23 protein-coding genes are annotated in these 14,294 nt (G+C 27.2%); all 23 read left to right on the forward strand.

Annotated elements, in window-relative coordinates; genetic code table 11:
* The first annotated feature begins 126 nt into the window (after window positions 1-126).
* The 23 genes from HYG84_RS17905 (at window position 127) to HYG84_RS18015 (ending at window position 14,284) form a co-directional block, all read left to right on the forward strand.
* Window positions 127-834, forward strand: coding sequence for a CRISPR-associated endoribonuclease Cas6 (locus tag HYG84_RS17905; RefSeq protein ID WP_212382936.1), 708 nt, complete (start codon window positions 127-129; stop codon window positions 832-834).
* A 13-nt stretch (window positions 835-847) separates the two neighbouring features.
* Entirely contained in the window at window positions 848-2,722 is a 1,875-nt protein-coding gene (locus HYG84_RS17910; protein ID WP_212382938.1) for a hypothetical protein, read from the forward strand.
* The gene (locus HYG84_RS17915) at window positions 2,710-3,666 is read left to right on the forward strand and encodes a type I CRISPR-associated protein Cas7 (RefSeq protein WP_212382940.1); all 957 of its coding nucleotides are present in this window, start codon (window positions 2,710-2,712) and stop codon (window positions 3,664-3,666) included. Before HYG84_RS17910 ends, HYG84_RS17915 begins: the two co-directional genes overlap by 13 nt.
* A gap of 1 nt (window position 3,667) precedes the next feature.
* Entirely contained in the window at window positions 3,668-4,390 is a 723-nt protein-coding gene (gene cas5b, locus HYG84_RS17920; RefSeq protein WP_212382942.1) for a type I-B CRISPR-associated protein Cas5b, read from the forward strand.
* Between the two features lie 1,137 nt (window positions 4,391-5,527).
* A complete protein-coding gene (locus HYG84_RS17925) occupies window positions 5,528-5,836 on the forward strand; it encodes a hypothetical protein (protein ID WP_212382944.1) in 309 nt (102 codons plus the stop codon).
* A gap of 246 nt (window positions 5,837-6,082) precedes the next feature.
* On the forward strand, window positions 6,083-6,220 hold the full coding sequence (locus tag HYG84_RS17930; RefSeq protein WP_212382946.1) for a hypothetical protein: 138 nt from the start codon (window positions 6,083-6,085) through the stop codon (window positions 6,218-6,220).
* An 89-nt stretch (window positions 6,221-6,309) separates the two neighbouring features.
* The gene (locus HYG84_RS17935) at window positions 6,310-6,528 is read left to right on the forward strand and encodes a hypothetical protein (RefSeq protein ID WP_212382948.1); all 219 of its coding nucleotides are present in this window, start codon (window positions 6,310-6,312) and stop codon (window positions 6,526-6,528) included.
* Window positions 6,503-6,706: a hypothetical protein gene (locus HYG84_RS17940; RefSeq protein ID WP_212382950.1), complete on the forward strand. Its 204-nt coding sequence runs from the start codon at window positions 6,503-6,505 to the stop codon at window positions 6,704-6,706. The genes HYG84_RS17935 and HYG84_RS17940 overlap by 26 nt, the downstream gene beginning before the upstream one ends.
* Window positions 6,707-6,763: 57 nt before the next feature.
* Window positions 6,764-7,165, forward strand: coding sequence for a hypothetical protein (locus HYG84_RS17945; protein ID WP_212382952.1), 402 nt, complete (start codon window positions 6,764-6,766; stop codon window positions 7,163-7,165).
* A 31-nt stretch (window positions 7,166-7,196) separates the two neighbouring features.
* Entirely contained in the window at window positions 7,197-7,388 is a 192-nt protein-coding gene (locus tag HYG84_RS17950; RefSeq protein ID WP_212382953.1) for a hypothetical protein, read from the forward strand.
* A 156-nt stretch (window positions 7,389-7,544) separates the two neighbouring features.
* A complete protein-coding gene (locus HYG84_RS17955) occupies window positions 7,545-8,207 on the forward strand; it encodes a TIGR00266 family protein (protein WP_212382955.1) in 663 nt (220 codons plus the stop codon).
* A gap of 245 nt (window positions 8,208-8,452) precedes the next feature.
* On the forward strand, window positions 8,453-8,788 hold the full coding sequence (locus HYG84_RS17960; protein ID WP_212382957.1) for a hypothetical protein: 336 nt from the start codon (window positions 8,453-8,455) through the stop codon (window positions 8,786-8,788).
* 107 nt (window positions 8,789-8,895) lie between these two features.
* Window positions 8,896-9,243, forward strand: coding sequence for a hypothetical protein (locus tag HYG84_RS17965; RefSeq protein ID WP_212382959.1), 348 nt, complete (start codon window positions 8,896-8,898; stop codon window positions 9,241-9,243).
* A 15-nt stretch (window positions 9,244-9,258) separates the two neighbouring features.
* The gene (locus HYG84_RS17970; RefSeq protein ID WP_212382961.1) at window positions 9,259-9,573 is read left to right on the forward strand and encodes a hypothetical protein; all 315 of its coding nucleotides are present in this window, start codon (window positions 9,259-9,261) and stop codon (window positions 9,571-9,573) included.
* 2 nt (window positions 9,574-9,575) lie between these two features.
* Window positions 9,576-10,151, forward strand: coding sequence for a hypothetical protein (locus tag HYG84_RS17975; protein WP_212382963.1), 576 nt, complete (start codon window positions 9,576-9,578; stop codon window positions 10,149-10,151).
* Window positions 10,152-10,253: 102 nt separating this feature from the next.
* Window positions 10,254-10,664: a hypothetical protein gene (locus HYG84_RS17980; protein WP_212382965.1), complete on the forward strand. Its 411-nt coding sequence runs from the start codon at window positions 10,254-10,256 to the stop codon at window positions 10,662-10,664.
* Window positions 10,665-10,937: 273 nt separating this feature from the next.
* Entirely contained in the window at window positions 10,938-11,177 is a 240-nt protein-coding gene (locus tag HYG84_RS17985) for a hypothetical protein (RefSeq protein WP_212382967.1), read from the forward strand.
* Window positions 11,178-11,200: 23 nt separating this feature from the next.
* Window positions 11,201-11,824, forward strand: a complete 624-nt coding sequence (locus HYG84_RS17990) for a DUF5052 family protein (protein WP_212382969.1) — start codon at window positions 11,201-11,203, stop codon at window positions 11,822-11,824.
* 29 nt (window positions 11,825-11,853) lie between these two features.
* Window positions 11,854-12,084 (forward strand): hypothetical protein, encoded by a 231-nt coding sequence (locus HYG84_RS17995; protein ID WP_212382971.1) that lies wholly within the window; start codon window positions 11,854-11,856, stop codon window positions 12,082-12,084.
* Between the two features lie 209 nt (window positions 12,085-12,293).
* On the forward strand, window positions 12,294-12,692 hold the full coding sequence (locus tag HYG84_RS18000; RefSeq protein WP_212382973.1) for a hypothetical protein: 399 nt from the start codon (window positions 12,294-12,296) through the stop codon (window positions 12,690-12,692).
* A 93-nt stretch (window positions 12,693-12,785) separates the two neighbouring features.
* Window positions 12,786-12,923, forward strand: a complete 138-nt coding sequence (locus HYG84_RS18005; protein WP_212382975.1) for a hypothetical protein — start codon at window positions 12,786-12,788, stop codon at window positions 12,921-12,923.
* A 45-nt stretch (window positions 12,924-12,968) separates the two neighbouring features.
* Window positions 12,969-13,829, forward strand: a complete 861-nt coding sequence (locus HYG84_RS18010) for a hypothetical protein (protein ID WP_212382977.1) — start codon at window positions 12,969-12,971, stop codon at window positions 13,827-13,829.
* A 179-nt stretch (window positions 13,830-14,008) separates the two neighbouring features.
* On the forward strand, window positions 14,009-14,284 hold the full coding sequence (locus tag HYG84_RS18015) for a hypothetical protein (protein WP_212382979.1): 276 nt from the start codon (window positions 14,009-14,011) through the stop codon (window positions 14,282-14,284).
* Window positions 14,285-14,294: the final 10 nt, after the last annotated feature.

The raw sequence follows: 14,294 nt of genomic DNA on the forward strand, positions 1-14,294 counted from the left end.
GATGGCTTTTAAAGCCATCTTTTTTATTTACACTTAATCTTTAAAAAAACCTTATTAATTATATCTTAACTATGATATTTATGTGTTATGTTACAAATGCAAAACATTTGAAAGGAGAAAAGGATGATGAAAGTATACGAACTAACTATTTCTATTATTCTAAAAAAAGATATATCTTATCTAAGAAGCCATGAAGAAATAGCAGCCATTATAAATAAGGCCATGCTTTTAGATAAAGATCTTAAAAATATTCATAAAAAAAATACCTTTAAGTATTATATTTTTTCTAATCTATACCCTGCAATTAAAGGTGAGGATTATAAATTGGGTAATGTTTATTCTTTTAGAATTAGAAGTGTAAAAAGAGAATTCCTTCTTAAATTGAAAGAACTCTTAAAAAGAACAGAAAACTCTTTATTTAATATATTAGCAATTGAATTTAATTTAGTAAAAAAAACTTATATAGATGGATTGTTTACCGCAACGCCTTCTGTTTGTGTAATAACTGAAGAAGGAAAGCGACCTAAGCATTGGACTAAGTATGACTATGGTATGAAGATGTTAGAGAAAAGAATTAATAATAACATCATAAGAAAATATGAACAGTTCACAGGTAGTAAATTACCTAATAATTTGAATGTCATTAGAGGAATAGAATTAATAAATAAAAAACCAATAGTTATTCCGTATAAAAATGGTTATTTATTAGGCAATAAATTTAAGATGTATTTTCAAGAGGATGATCTTTCACAAGAATTGGCATATATGATGCTAGGAGTTGGAGCATTAGAAAAGGGTTCTCTGGGGATGGGCTATTGCACATATATAAAATAGAGGAGGTGGCAGCATGATCGAACTCTTTAATTCTTTTAAGAAACTATATAATAAACTTGGAGATAAAATGCTAATGGATGCATACGAAATAAGCCCCGGTTTGTATTTAAGAATTAATAAAGATGGAAATATAGATAAACGTTCTCTTTTATTAATAGACGCTAAACTATTTAAACAAGAGAAAAAAGAAGAAAAAGAAACAGACAGAAAAGAAAGATTAGCAGTTTTACAACAAAGTGAACTATATAATTGGTATAAACTTAGAGATATTAACTCTAATTATATCACTAATAATAAGGCTGTTGATTCAAGCACCAAGAAAACTCTTAGCAACAATTGTTTTACTTTCTTTATAAAACGTGAAAATATTTTTGAGGAAAATGAAGATTTAAATAAGAAAGGGAAAATTAATTATTTTATTGAAACTTTCGAGAACTATTATGAAAACCTGATTCAATATGCAAATGAAGATTTTGAAATAAGAACAACAACTATTGCAAATAAGGATATCTTGCTAAAAAATATAGAGATGATTAAACAGATTTCTAATGATAATCAAATGCAAAATGGTTCTTTGATAAAGATATTTTTTGATGCCAGTATTGAAACATACAGTAGAGCATCTGATCTTTATTACTTTCCAAATAGAATATTTGGAAATACAGATTATAACGAACAAATAAATGGGGGCACAATAGGGGCTAATAGTTTTTCAATGAATCTAAATAGTAGAAAACCATTCTTGTTAATGAATACAACAAGTTTTAAAGTTCCTTACATTGTAAATTCACAAGATGCTTATTTATATGAAAAAATGAAAATGTGGTTAAAAAAGGCACCTTATAAATTCACATTTGGTGAACTAGCGGAATCATTAGGGTACGATAAAGAATTGCTAGAAGAATTAAAAATTCCTTTAAATATCTACTTTGAAAAAGAAATAAGTAAAACAGGTATTACTGTCGGAGATTATGATATTTTAAATACAAAAAATGATATGTTATATCCATTTATTGAGTTTAATATTTTAAGAACTAAAGATTATCAAGACATCATAGTAAGTGGAGTTAGTAAGGAATTTTCTCGTTCATATATTAAGTGGATAATAAATCTGAATTTCTTTGATAAAAAAATTAATGAATTTATGAAAGCACAATCTCGTAAAGACTTAAATAATATAATATGCAGTAATGCTTTAAGGACAGCAGGAATGAACTATATAAAAGGACTTGTCCATTACTTTAATAAAAATGAGCATATTGATATATCTACTAATATTGATAGAATTACTGGTGCAATAATAAAAGATAAAATTATATCCTCAAATGATATAAATATAGATAGAAATAGAATAAAATATCTTTTTGATTTAAGAGTCTCTCTTATGAATTTTTTTGATAAGAAAGGAGTGCATGGCTCTATGGCAACAACTATTAAGGATATTTATAATGAAGTTTCAAATAAATTTGAGAGTTTGGAGATTGCTGAAATCTCTAATGATGAAGAATTTTACTTTGTTTGTGGACAGGTCTATGCATATTTAATATCGAAGTCTAAGGCAACTAAAAATGGTAGATTATTAAGTCCAATTATAACTGCTAGAACTAGCGGTAAAATTAAAGAAGTTATTAGAAGAACCTATAAGAGATATAGTCATGAATTGTTAATACATCCTAAATTAGATATCAATAAGGCAATCCAGATGGTAATGGATTATATTCCAAAAGATGAAGGAAGTAAAAAGCATTTTTATAAAGATTTATTGATGGCAGGTTTAATCGGCAATAACATGTTCTACAGAAACAAAAAAAGTGATAAAACTAAATCACTAAATAAAGATAATTCAATTATAACACTAAATGAGGAGGAATTTATATGTCTAAATTAAACAAAAAAAATTATGCGGTAATTGGTATTAAAAGTGTATCTAGTAACTGGAACGCTGATTTTGAAGGAAGGCCACAAACACTACCTGATGGAACTATTGTAGCAAGTGATAAGGCCCTTAAGTATTCAATCAGAAGATATTTAGAAGAAATAGGTAAAAAGGTTTTAATTTTGAAAAGTTTTAAAACAGTAAAAGGCGAATTGATGCCAAGATCATTAGAAGAAAGATATAATTTTATTACAAATACAGAAATAGCAAAGGAGACTACCACTTTAGATATTCTTGAAAATATTTTTTCATGTGATGATATCATCCAGTTTGGTGTAGCATTCCCTATTACTAATCATAATATTTCAATTACAGGTGCAGTACAAATTACAGAAGGATTTAATAAAAATAAAGATGCAGAGATAGTTGATTTTAGTATATTATCGCCATTTCAGAATTCTAAAAAAGAAGATGCAAAAAATAGCACAATGGGAAGTAGAACGGTAACTGATTATGCATCCTATGCTTATACTATATCTATAAATCCAAACAACTATAACAACTATATAGGAGTTTTAGAAAAATTTGAGGGATATAAGCAAGAAGATTATGAAGTATTAAAAGATGCATGTTTAAAGTGTGCAACAAATCTTAATTCTGCTAGTAAAAGAGGTTGTGAAAATGAATATGCAATCTTCGTAGAGTGCAAGGACGGAACTAATGCTATCATGGCAAATCTTCATGAATACATTGATTATGAGATGATTGATGAAAAGGCTGAATTAAATTTAAATAGATTGTTTGACTATCTAAAAGATTATGAAGATATGATTGATGTTGTGGAAATTTATATTAATCCATATGTCATAGGACTAGCGAATAAGGAAGTGTTAAAAGAATTAAACACTAAGGTATTTAACATTATTAATAAAAGAGAAATAGAAAAGAGGGATTAATGTGAAATCTTTAAAGTTTACTCTTTCAGGTGACTTTGCTTGTTTCAAAAGGCCTCACCAAAATAATAAGTTATTCACTTATGGTAATATACATAAGGTTGCATTATTAGGTATCTTAGGTAGCCTATTAGGATACGGAGGACATTCTCAAAAAGAGGAAGAATCTGTGTATCCTGAATTCTATGAGAAGTTAAAAGATCTTAAAATATCTATAAAACCAAACATTGTTGGGGCTTTTTCTAAAAGATTTAAACACTACACCGACACAACAGGATTTTCTAATAATAGAGATGGACTAATGGTTCGTGAACAATCTTTGATTAATCCATCTTGGGATATATATATATTAACAGATAAAAAAAATGACACTGTTGTAAATGAATTGTATAAGTGTCTATTATCTAGGTCAGGAAGTTTTAACCCGTATTTAGGAAAAAATCATTATCCTGCTAGAATATCAAATTATGGATTAGTTGAATTAGAAGAAGTAGATAAAGTTAATAGGATAGATTCTTTATTTGAATATGAACACATAGAGTTCGATGATTTAATTAATGAAAATAATATGAATACATTTTCAATAAGAGAAATAATGCCTATTGACATGACAGAGTATAAAAATAGATATACTGAAAAAGAATTGTGCTTTAGCAACTATGCAATTTCGGATTGCAAATTAAGAAATTTGTATTCATCTGAAGGTTATGTCTTGCAATTTATTTAATAGAATTAGTGGTTCAGAATTTGCTATTACTTTGGATTTTGAAAAATAGTTCAGAATTAGATTATAATATATGATGTATTTAAGTTAGTTAAGATAAAATAAAATTAATAATGATTACAAAATAACATAAGAATGTATTTAGATTATAGTGAGGTAATTCTAGAGCAAAGGTGGATAAATTGAAGTTGTACTTTAACATATAATGTATTTAAATTTATTTAACTTAGTAAGACATACCAAACCACCAAAATTGTACTCCAACATATAATTTATTTAAAAATCCAAGTTCTTTTTTATTTTATATATGGAAATAATTCTACCTTAACATGTTATGTATTTAAATTTCTCGCATATCCTTCTGCTTTTAATTTGGTAAGATTATACTCTAACATATTATGTATTTAAATATCTCCCCCTCTCTTTTTGTAAAGTATAAGTAATTGTATTTTAACATATGATGTATTTAAATGAATATCCAAGATTAACTTCAATATTAAGAAATCCAATTGTACTTTAACATATAATGTACTTAAATCTGATTAAGACTGCATTATAACCTTATGGACTATAACAGATTCAATTTTATTAATATCCTATAAATAACAAGACTATTAGTTAGTCTTGTTATTTTTATATGTTATGTTAAAAGTGTGATCTTGAAGAAGGAATGTAGTGTAAAGTGAGAATATGGTTTAATCGCTTATCCTAACGGCTTATAACCTTATTGATTTAAGGGGGATGCTATGCATCATGCATGTCGGGGATTAACTTTCCTTATTATGCTATTAAGTTATTATTAGGGGAACAAGTACAAAAATTAATATTAGAACTATATGAGGAGTGAGATTTATGGCGTTAAGAAAAGATGATCCTGTTTATTATAAAGTAAAATTAAATGAGGTAGAAGTATCATTTACTAATGATATTAATGAGAAAACAATTGGAAGACCTTAGATAGTTATTGAAAATTATATGAAATATATTTAAATACCATATTTTTATATACTTACTTAAAACGCTTTTCTGATTAAAATATAATTTTCAATGAAGAGGAATGAGTGACTTAATCATTTTTTGAATTTAGTTCATAGAATTAAGGGGGCATTAAAGAATTGATTTTAAATAAGGAGATTCAATATGAAAAGAGAATGTAAAGTAAAAACAGTGACAATTAGTGGCTTGATTAAAGAATTTCAAAGAAATTCTGAACCAATTAGTAAAGAATATGCATTAAAAATCATTAGACAATTATGCACAAGTAAAGCACAGTTATTATATTCAATTCAAAAAGCAACTGATTTAAATTTAGGAATAGTGCCAGACAGGGAATTATTAGGACAAAAAATTAGAGATAGAGTCTTAGATGAAGGATTAAAAATTATTAATATGACGGATGAACAGACTATTGAGTATTTAATAACTAATTTTCATAATGCTGATTTATAGAATAAAGACTTGCATCTCAATTATCAAAATTCAGAAGAAAAGAATTATATCTACTCTCGATAGACTGTTTTGTTAACATAATTAAATTATGTTAACTTTAATTTTAGGCTCTGTTAAAGAATAATGTTGATTTTCAAAGATATGATTGCATATAGTGAAGAAACTATATTACAAAAGGTATTTTATTAAATTTAATAAAAAGGTTCGCAACATGAAAAGATCGTGAAGTATTTAAGGAGGAATATCATGAAAAAGATTGATAAATTAATAAATAAAATTGAAGAAATGATTAAGGAAGCAAATAAAAAAGCCGATATTTGTTCAAGTGTAGAATATGACTGTGGTTTCTATGTGGCAGAGGTGATGCATTGGAAGATATTTTAAAATTTTTGAAAGAAAACAAATGAAGATATTGCGTAATTCAAGAATATTGTGTACTTTGAAGATTATGTGATGCAGAAGGAGATGAAAGGATGCAATTAGTTCCAACTACATTAATTAATAAACTAGAAAACGATAAAGTTATAACAAGAAAAGATATTGAAGATTTAGGGTTCGACTATGAAAATGCGATACCAGTTATTCACCATGTACTAGTAAAACTAGGATATAAAATGTATTTTAGTCAAACGAAATGCAAGATTTGGTTAAGGGAGGGGTTGCAGAATGGAACAAAACAAAATAGCAATTAATCATTTAGAAACAGGAAATCAATCAAAACAACATATAGAATTAGCAATTAAAGCACTTGAAAAACAGATACCTAAAGATGTTGTTAGAGAGAGAGCAGCAATAAAAACATGTCCTGTATGTGATTCAGTTGTTAATAAGAATTACTGTCAAAATTGCGGACAGAAATTGAACTATTAGGTACACATTATGAAAATTATACGACATATTGAATTTAAAAAAGGAAGGATTGATTTTATGAAAACAAAATGGAATTTTAATGAAGAAGATTTTAATAAGGCGATTAAAGGAGTAATAGAGCAGGATGCTTCAGAAGATTTTCTCGGAAACCTTTATATCGGACATTTGAGTTTTGATTTAAAACTTATGGATTATGAAGATGAAATTGGTGTGGTATTGGATGCAGATTTATACATTGGTGGAATAGATAGTGGATATGGTTATACATCAATAAATAATTTACCATATGATAATGATGGAGGATTTCAAGTATTGAACAAACAAAATGTAAATGATTTTCAATCATTTTATGATTTTAAACAGTATTTGGAAAGAAAAGCAGTTGATTATATTATTAAAGAAAATAATGGAGTATATATTAAAAAAATGAATATGGATAATATTTTTGATTGGTCGTAATACAAGATTATTGCGAAGGAGGGCGTTGATAATGAAATATAAGGTTGAAGTTGGTTCGTTTTGTACACGATTTATTAAAAGAACTATAACTGTTCATGCAGACAATGAAACAGAGGCTACTGAGAAGGCAATTAATAAATATATTGATGCAGAAATGCAATTAATGAATTATAGTGATTTCGGTACTCCACAGGTTGATTCTGTAGAGGAAATAAATTCTTAATTACACATTTCAAGATAAATACGTCTTGCCAAGACGTATTTTTTTCTTCGGCTTAAATATCAACATATTCTTTAACAGAGCCTAATTTTAAAACTTGATTTCTTTAGTTGGATTGTAAATAATGAATGAAATTTTAAAAATAAAGGAGGAGTTATTATGATATATAAAATTTTAAATAAAGGTGCTTTTTCTATGTTAGAAGTTATGCTTGAACAAGGAGAAACTATAAAGGCAGAGTCAGGTGCTATGGTGGCCATGAGTGAGACATTTGATATAGAGGGTAAACTAGAAGGTGGACTAGGAAAGGCTCTTGCGAGATCATTTCTGTCTGGTGAAAAGATGTTCTTTCAGACAATTACTGCTTCTAGGGGCAATGGGACCATATTATTAGCACCGGGAGTGCTTGGAGATATTCAAGCGATTGAATTAAATGGAGAGGACTATATCATTCAAAAGGATGGATACTTTGCAAGCACCGCTAATATTGAGGTATCCACTAAGGTTCAGGGACTTATAAAGGGTTTGTTTTCAGGAGAAGGTTTTTTTCTTTTAAAAGCAGGTGGCACCGGCTTACTATTCGTGAGTTCTTTTGGTAATATTCATGAACTTGAATTAAAAGAAAATGAAAAGATGATAATTGATAATCATCACTTAGTAGCATGGAAATCCGACATGAATTATAGAATTAAAAAAGCGTCTAAGAGTGTATGGTCATCACTTACCTCTGGAGAAATGCTTGTTACCGAATTTGTAGGACCCGGTAAAGTTTATATACAAAGCAGGAACCCAAGCATTATGATGGCTAATAGTGGGGCTTAAAATTCAAAACTATGGATATTAGAAATGATTACTCTGCTAGAAAAAATTAATGAAGGCGGATATCATGGCAATCCCAGTAGTGAAAATAAATGATTAATATATTGTTGTATTCGATAAAGACAACTGAATAGTATGCTATAAAGGTGCTTATAGACTTGGTTATGCCAAGTCTTTTTTTATTTTGACATTTACTCTTAATTTATATGTTATGTTAAAAATAATGATGATCAAGGAGGGATGCCTTAATGAAATTTACTTATGATGAATTTAAAAAACTTATGGAAGATGAAAATGTAGAAGAAATTACAATTTCACCCCAAGGACAAATATATGTAACCTTTTTAGAAGATTATGAAATGATGGGAAAAATCCATTACAAAAGTCCAATAAAAAGACTTTTATCAGATTTTGAACTTGTCGGAATTGAAGAAGGTAGAGTAATTGTCGAAAATTTAGTTGGAATGTTTGATTTAAGTAAAGAATATCTAATAATGACTAAAAAGACAAAAAGTGAAGTATTTTGTTTAATTCATCCTCATGGACATCAAGCAGGATGGTCAATTTACTATGGGAAATTATGATATTATAGGCTCGGTTACACCGAGTCTTTTTCTTTTATCCTATATAATTCTACCCTGCTTTGTGTGTTATGTTAAAAACGATCATAACTAAGGAGGGGATGCCATAAATGAAATTTACTTATGAAGAATTTAAAAAAGTATTAGAAGATAAAAGTATTAAAGATGTTGTTATTACACAAGGAAATCTAGTTTTTGTAGATTTTTTAAGGGATATGCCTGAAGGGTTTGAGTTTAAAGGTAAAATTTATTATAAAGTAATAGACACAAAACCACTTCCAGAATATAGGAAATTAGGAGCCGAGGAATGTAAAGAAATCGCTGAAAAATTAATTGGCAAATTCAATATAGACAGAACGGAGATTCTTATGATTGCAGAAACAGAAACGGAAAGAGTTTGTTTAGTTGACAACAGAGTATGCTTAAATGGTTGGTCAATTGTTTATAGAAGAAAATAAGAAGGGGGCCCATCTTTGATTATTAAATTAAAGCCAATCATCAGAAAAATTACAATTATAGGTGATAATTTTAGTTTCTCGTTTATAGAAGATAAGACTAATTATGCTGCGTCTTTAGTTGAAATAAGTTGTAACGGATTTAGTGAGCAAAATATTTACAATTACTTCGCAGAAGGTGAGTTTAAAAGTAATGAAATAGAAGATTTAAATAGCAAACATTTTTTATATGATTTTATTGAGGATTTCGTGCAAAGTGAAAGATGTCCAGATATGTTATATATATATACTGGAGATTTAAAATTTAAAGTTGAAATCATGGAGGAACTATAATAATGAAAAAATATCAAAAATTAGTATGGATTATAAGTGTTTTAATAATTCTATCATCTTTAATAATTATTGCACCTATCATATATAATGACTATCAAGTAAAGATAGGATTTGAAACTTATGATAATTATAAAAAAGAAATGAAAAAAATATATGATTTAAAAGATGATTTTTACTTGAATCCTATAGACTTAGATATGAATATAGATAAGTTTATTAACGATAAAAATATGGTTATAAACCCATTGAATAGAGGAAGTTCTAATAGTTATTATTCAAGAACAATTAAGTGGAGAGAAAGAATAGGAGAAGAATTGATTATTGTATCAAACAAAGATAAAGAGATAATAACCTATGGAGTAATGTTCGGTGAATATGATCCTTTAATTGAATCAGAGGAATTTACTAAAATGACTGATGATTTAAACAAAGTATACTCTATGGCTAACAATAGTGTAATTAATGAAGAAAGTTTTCTTGCTGAATGGGAATCTGAAAATATAAGCATTAAATTGAATAGAAGCGATATTCATTTTTCATTTACTATAGATAATAATAAAAAAATACCACATAGATAGCCTATGTGGTATTTTAATTAAATTCATGTGTTATGTTTAAGATGATCAAAAAAGATAACATTTTTGTATTGCCATAGACTTTACTATAAAGGGGAAATGAAGGTGATATATATGAATATCCAAAAGAAAATTCTAACTGACTATATAGAATATCTTGAAGAATATTTATTGTGTCCTGAGAAATATAGGGGATGCTATGAATGGTATTTTTCTTCTGGATATATTGAATTTTTATTGAGAGAACTAAAGTATGATTTAGAATCTATTAATAAGAGATTTACACTAATAAATGATTCCAAACAAGAGTGTAGAAATAGAAGAAGAAATAATAGAAAAGCCAAACGAAAAATTATTATAAAATACAAACTTAAAAACTACCCTGCTTATTATAGTCAAGATTTCAGATTCGCAAAAAAGATTAGCAATAAAAAAGTTAGAAAACATGATGACTTAATTAACGGTTCTTATTATAAAAAAGCATTTAATATGACGTTTTACCTTGATAGAACTTAAATTAATTATTTCAAATAAGGATAACAACAATAAAGGACATACATGTATCTGTAAACACATTGAAAGTTATCTTTATAAATGAAGAAAACACAATTGGGAAAATAAACTTTATGAGAAAAGGACATTACATGTTTAGATGAATGTAATTCAAGATCGAATTTGAAATTAATATAAAGATCAATCAAAAAGATTGACTTCTAAGAAAAACATTATATATCATACAAGAGAATTTTATAAACTTGGAATTTAATATATAACTTGGAGGTAACTTTAATGAGACAATATTATGCATTATTTACTTGCAACGAATGGAAAGAATTTTCATCAATGCGTTTAGTTGGAATGTTTTCAAGAACCGAATTAATAAAAATAATTAAAAAAAGAGTTAAAGAGAATGAATTTGGATTTTGCCGAGACATTAAGGAAATCAATGAAATGCCTATACGAGATATAGAAGTTTCTTTAGAGTATGGTCATATCATAGAGTTGAAAATTAATGAGATTTTAAATTAATAACTGATAGAGGATGATGGAAAATGAAAATTAAAAGTGCAAAATTAATATTAGTAATTGGAGTGATGCTGTTAGTTATAACAATGCTTAGTGGTTGTGCCATGTTAAATTATGAAATTAGTGGAATGATGGAAGCATTACGAGGTAGGGCTGCCGTAATAAAGACCTATGACGAAGAAAGTAATATTATTGATAAAATTGAAGGGCAATCAATAAGTATAAGTTCAGAAGATAAGTTTAACACCAAAGATAAAGAAGGTAATGTTGTAAATCAATCTTCAGTAATTAGTATTACGGTTGGCGGTAAGTCTATGGTTCATGTAGGAAGTAGTTTGATTTTACATGAGAAAGGTTTAATTGATGTATTCGATGAGTTTTCGAGAAAAGTAGATATACAAAACTTTGATAGATCAACACCTTTTCTTAATAGAATGGTCAATGATATGAAAAATCTTACCTCTGGAAAGAGTAAGGTAATACTAATCAGATCTCAATCAGGCAAGCCACTTGCTACATTCGTTGGTAATAATGTCAGTTATTTCGCAACAGGAATAGATAAATCAACGGGTATACAAATAGATGGTAAATATCTTTTTATATACAGATGTGACTATACAATTTATGATTTAGAATTGCTAATTAATTAGCAATTCGTACATATATAGGAGGAAATTAAATGGACGATATAGATATTTATAAGGTTTTATTTTTATTTTGGCTTATATTGCAACTATTATCATGGCACCAATGTAATATGGGTGATTTTATAGATGGTACTAGAAAAGAGGTTCTAATATCCAATTTAGGGAGTATACCTTTGATGATGATGCGTTCACTTATCATGGCATTAATATTTTTTATTCCTATATCAATAATGAAGTGGTGTATAATTAAATTTTTTATTTAAAAATAGTTAAAAAAACATACGAATAATCATAGCATAACATGAATATAGGTACAAGCCTTTATTAAGAAAAAAGTATCCAAGATCTATTGAAGAATAAATGGAGGTAATAAAAATGGGTAGAGCAATAAATTTATATAGTTATGATTTTGAAAAATTGATGAATTAATCCAAGTAAGGAAAATATGTAAAATAGAATAGGAGGGTAAATAATGGGAAATTTTAAAATGGTAGTGAGTGAAAACATAGGAGGAAAAAGTATAAAGCATTTTGGAAGTGTAGGAACTATAATTGAAGTTAAAAATGGAGTATTTGTTGACAGAGAAGGATGGAAATGGGATGCATCAGATTCAGATGAAAATGAAGGAAAAAAATTTAATGATATAGTTGATGTGCAAGATCTATTTTATGAAAGTGTTTTATATGATTTTAAAACAAAATTTGAATTAGTACTAGAAAATGATGAAGATAAATCAGCATTGAAAACATTAAGATTAAGTCTTGAAGAAGAAGAAAAAGAAGAAGAAATAAGAGAAAGAGTATGGAAATTAGTTTTAGAAATTGGAGAGGGAGCAGTAATAAAGGCTCTTAAACAATTAAAAATTATATAATTGTCTTACATTACAGAATTGTATCTTTAAATAATTTAAAATACTAGAATGTTCAAAGGAGAAAAACATATGTTAATTAAAAAAATAGATTGTATGAATTGTAGTAATCAAATTGAATATGATAGAGAAAAATATGAGAATCAAGAAATTGAATGTCCTAATTGTGGAAAACGAATGAAAGTAAGACCATATAAAAATGGGCGTGTTAATTTTCGTAATTTATATGCTTAATAGTTTTAAGTTAAAGATATTATTTAATGAGGGAGGATTTTAACAATGGGCAAGATTACAAAGAATTGCAGCACGTGCAAATTTGGAATGTTTATAATATGTCAGACATTAAAAAATAATGAAGAATACCAACAAATAAAAGAATATAAGAAAATTTGGGAGTTTAAACAGAACTTTAGTTGTGATAATTATGAAAGTATATTTATAGAATATCCGATAGAAGTATCAAAAATAAATAACAATATCAACAAGAGTAGATACAGGGGGAATTCTATTGGAAAGTTTGTAAAGATAACTCCTTGCTCTGAAGAATATAAAGGCAAGACATTTTTGGGAATTTATTTAGGGGAATTGCCTGTAGGACATGGTATATCGTATAATCCAGACACTAAAGAATTAGATGTTTCATTCAGGAATAATCCCGGTGTGTTTGTATTTGATTTAAATAAAATTGTATATGGCTATGAAAGTTTTTGGGGGATTATTGAAAAAGAAGAAGACTTAAAGGAGATAACGGATTCTGATATTGAAAACATTTGGTATGTCAGAGCATTGAAATCATTATCTCAATCTAAAAACGACATATCCTCTGAAGGTTTAGAAAACAAAGTAAGAGAATGTGTATTAAATAATAAAAATAATAAAAGAATTATAGGTTTTTATCCAGCAGCAATTATTAAAGATTTAAATGTAGATCCAACCAATCAAGAATGTATAAAGCAGATTAATAAAATATTAACTGATATGACTACAGAAGGGGTATTAACTCTGATATATCACTATAATTGTGAGTGTGATCAGAATTATATATTTGAAGATTTAACAAATATGCCTGAAAGATGTGATTTTTGTGATGAAGAAATATATAAAGATATGCTTAATTTAGAATATAGAATCGTAAGATAGATTAATGTAATTTAATAAATTAAAACATATTTAAAAGACCTAGATAAGACTCTAGGTTTTTTGCTTTTTTATGGTTAAGCACATAATAAATTAATTTGATTGATTGACTCTATTTACTATAAAATAAAAAACATTATTAACTATGGAATTTAATTTTACAAAAGAAGGGTGATTATTAAATGAAGATAGAAACATTTATAAAAAATGAGGTTAGAAAATATAAAACAAAGGCTTTAACTAATAAAAAGAAAGGTGTAAATCTTGATAAATTAGAAAGTATGTCAAAGACGCATCAAAGTAATTGTGAAAATTTTATTCATAGTAAAGATTTATCGTATTCAGAACAGTGCAGATATAATGAAATAACCATAAATATGCTTCAGCAGGTAGATGATGAACTTTTTGGATGTTTTAATGGCCAAGGTGTATGTATAGGATATGATTATTATAGGTAAAAAATATAAG

The sequence above is a fragment of the Alkaliphilus sp. B6464 genome, from assembly GCF_018141165.1.
Taxonomy (GTDB): domain Bacteria; phylum Bacillota; class Clostridia; order Peptostreptococcales; family Natronincolaceae; genus Alkaliphilus_B.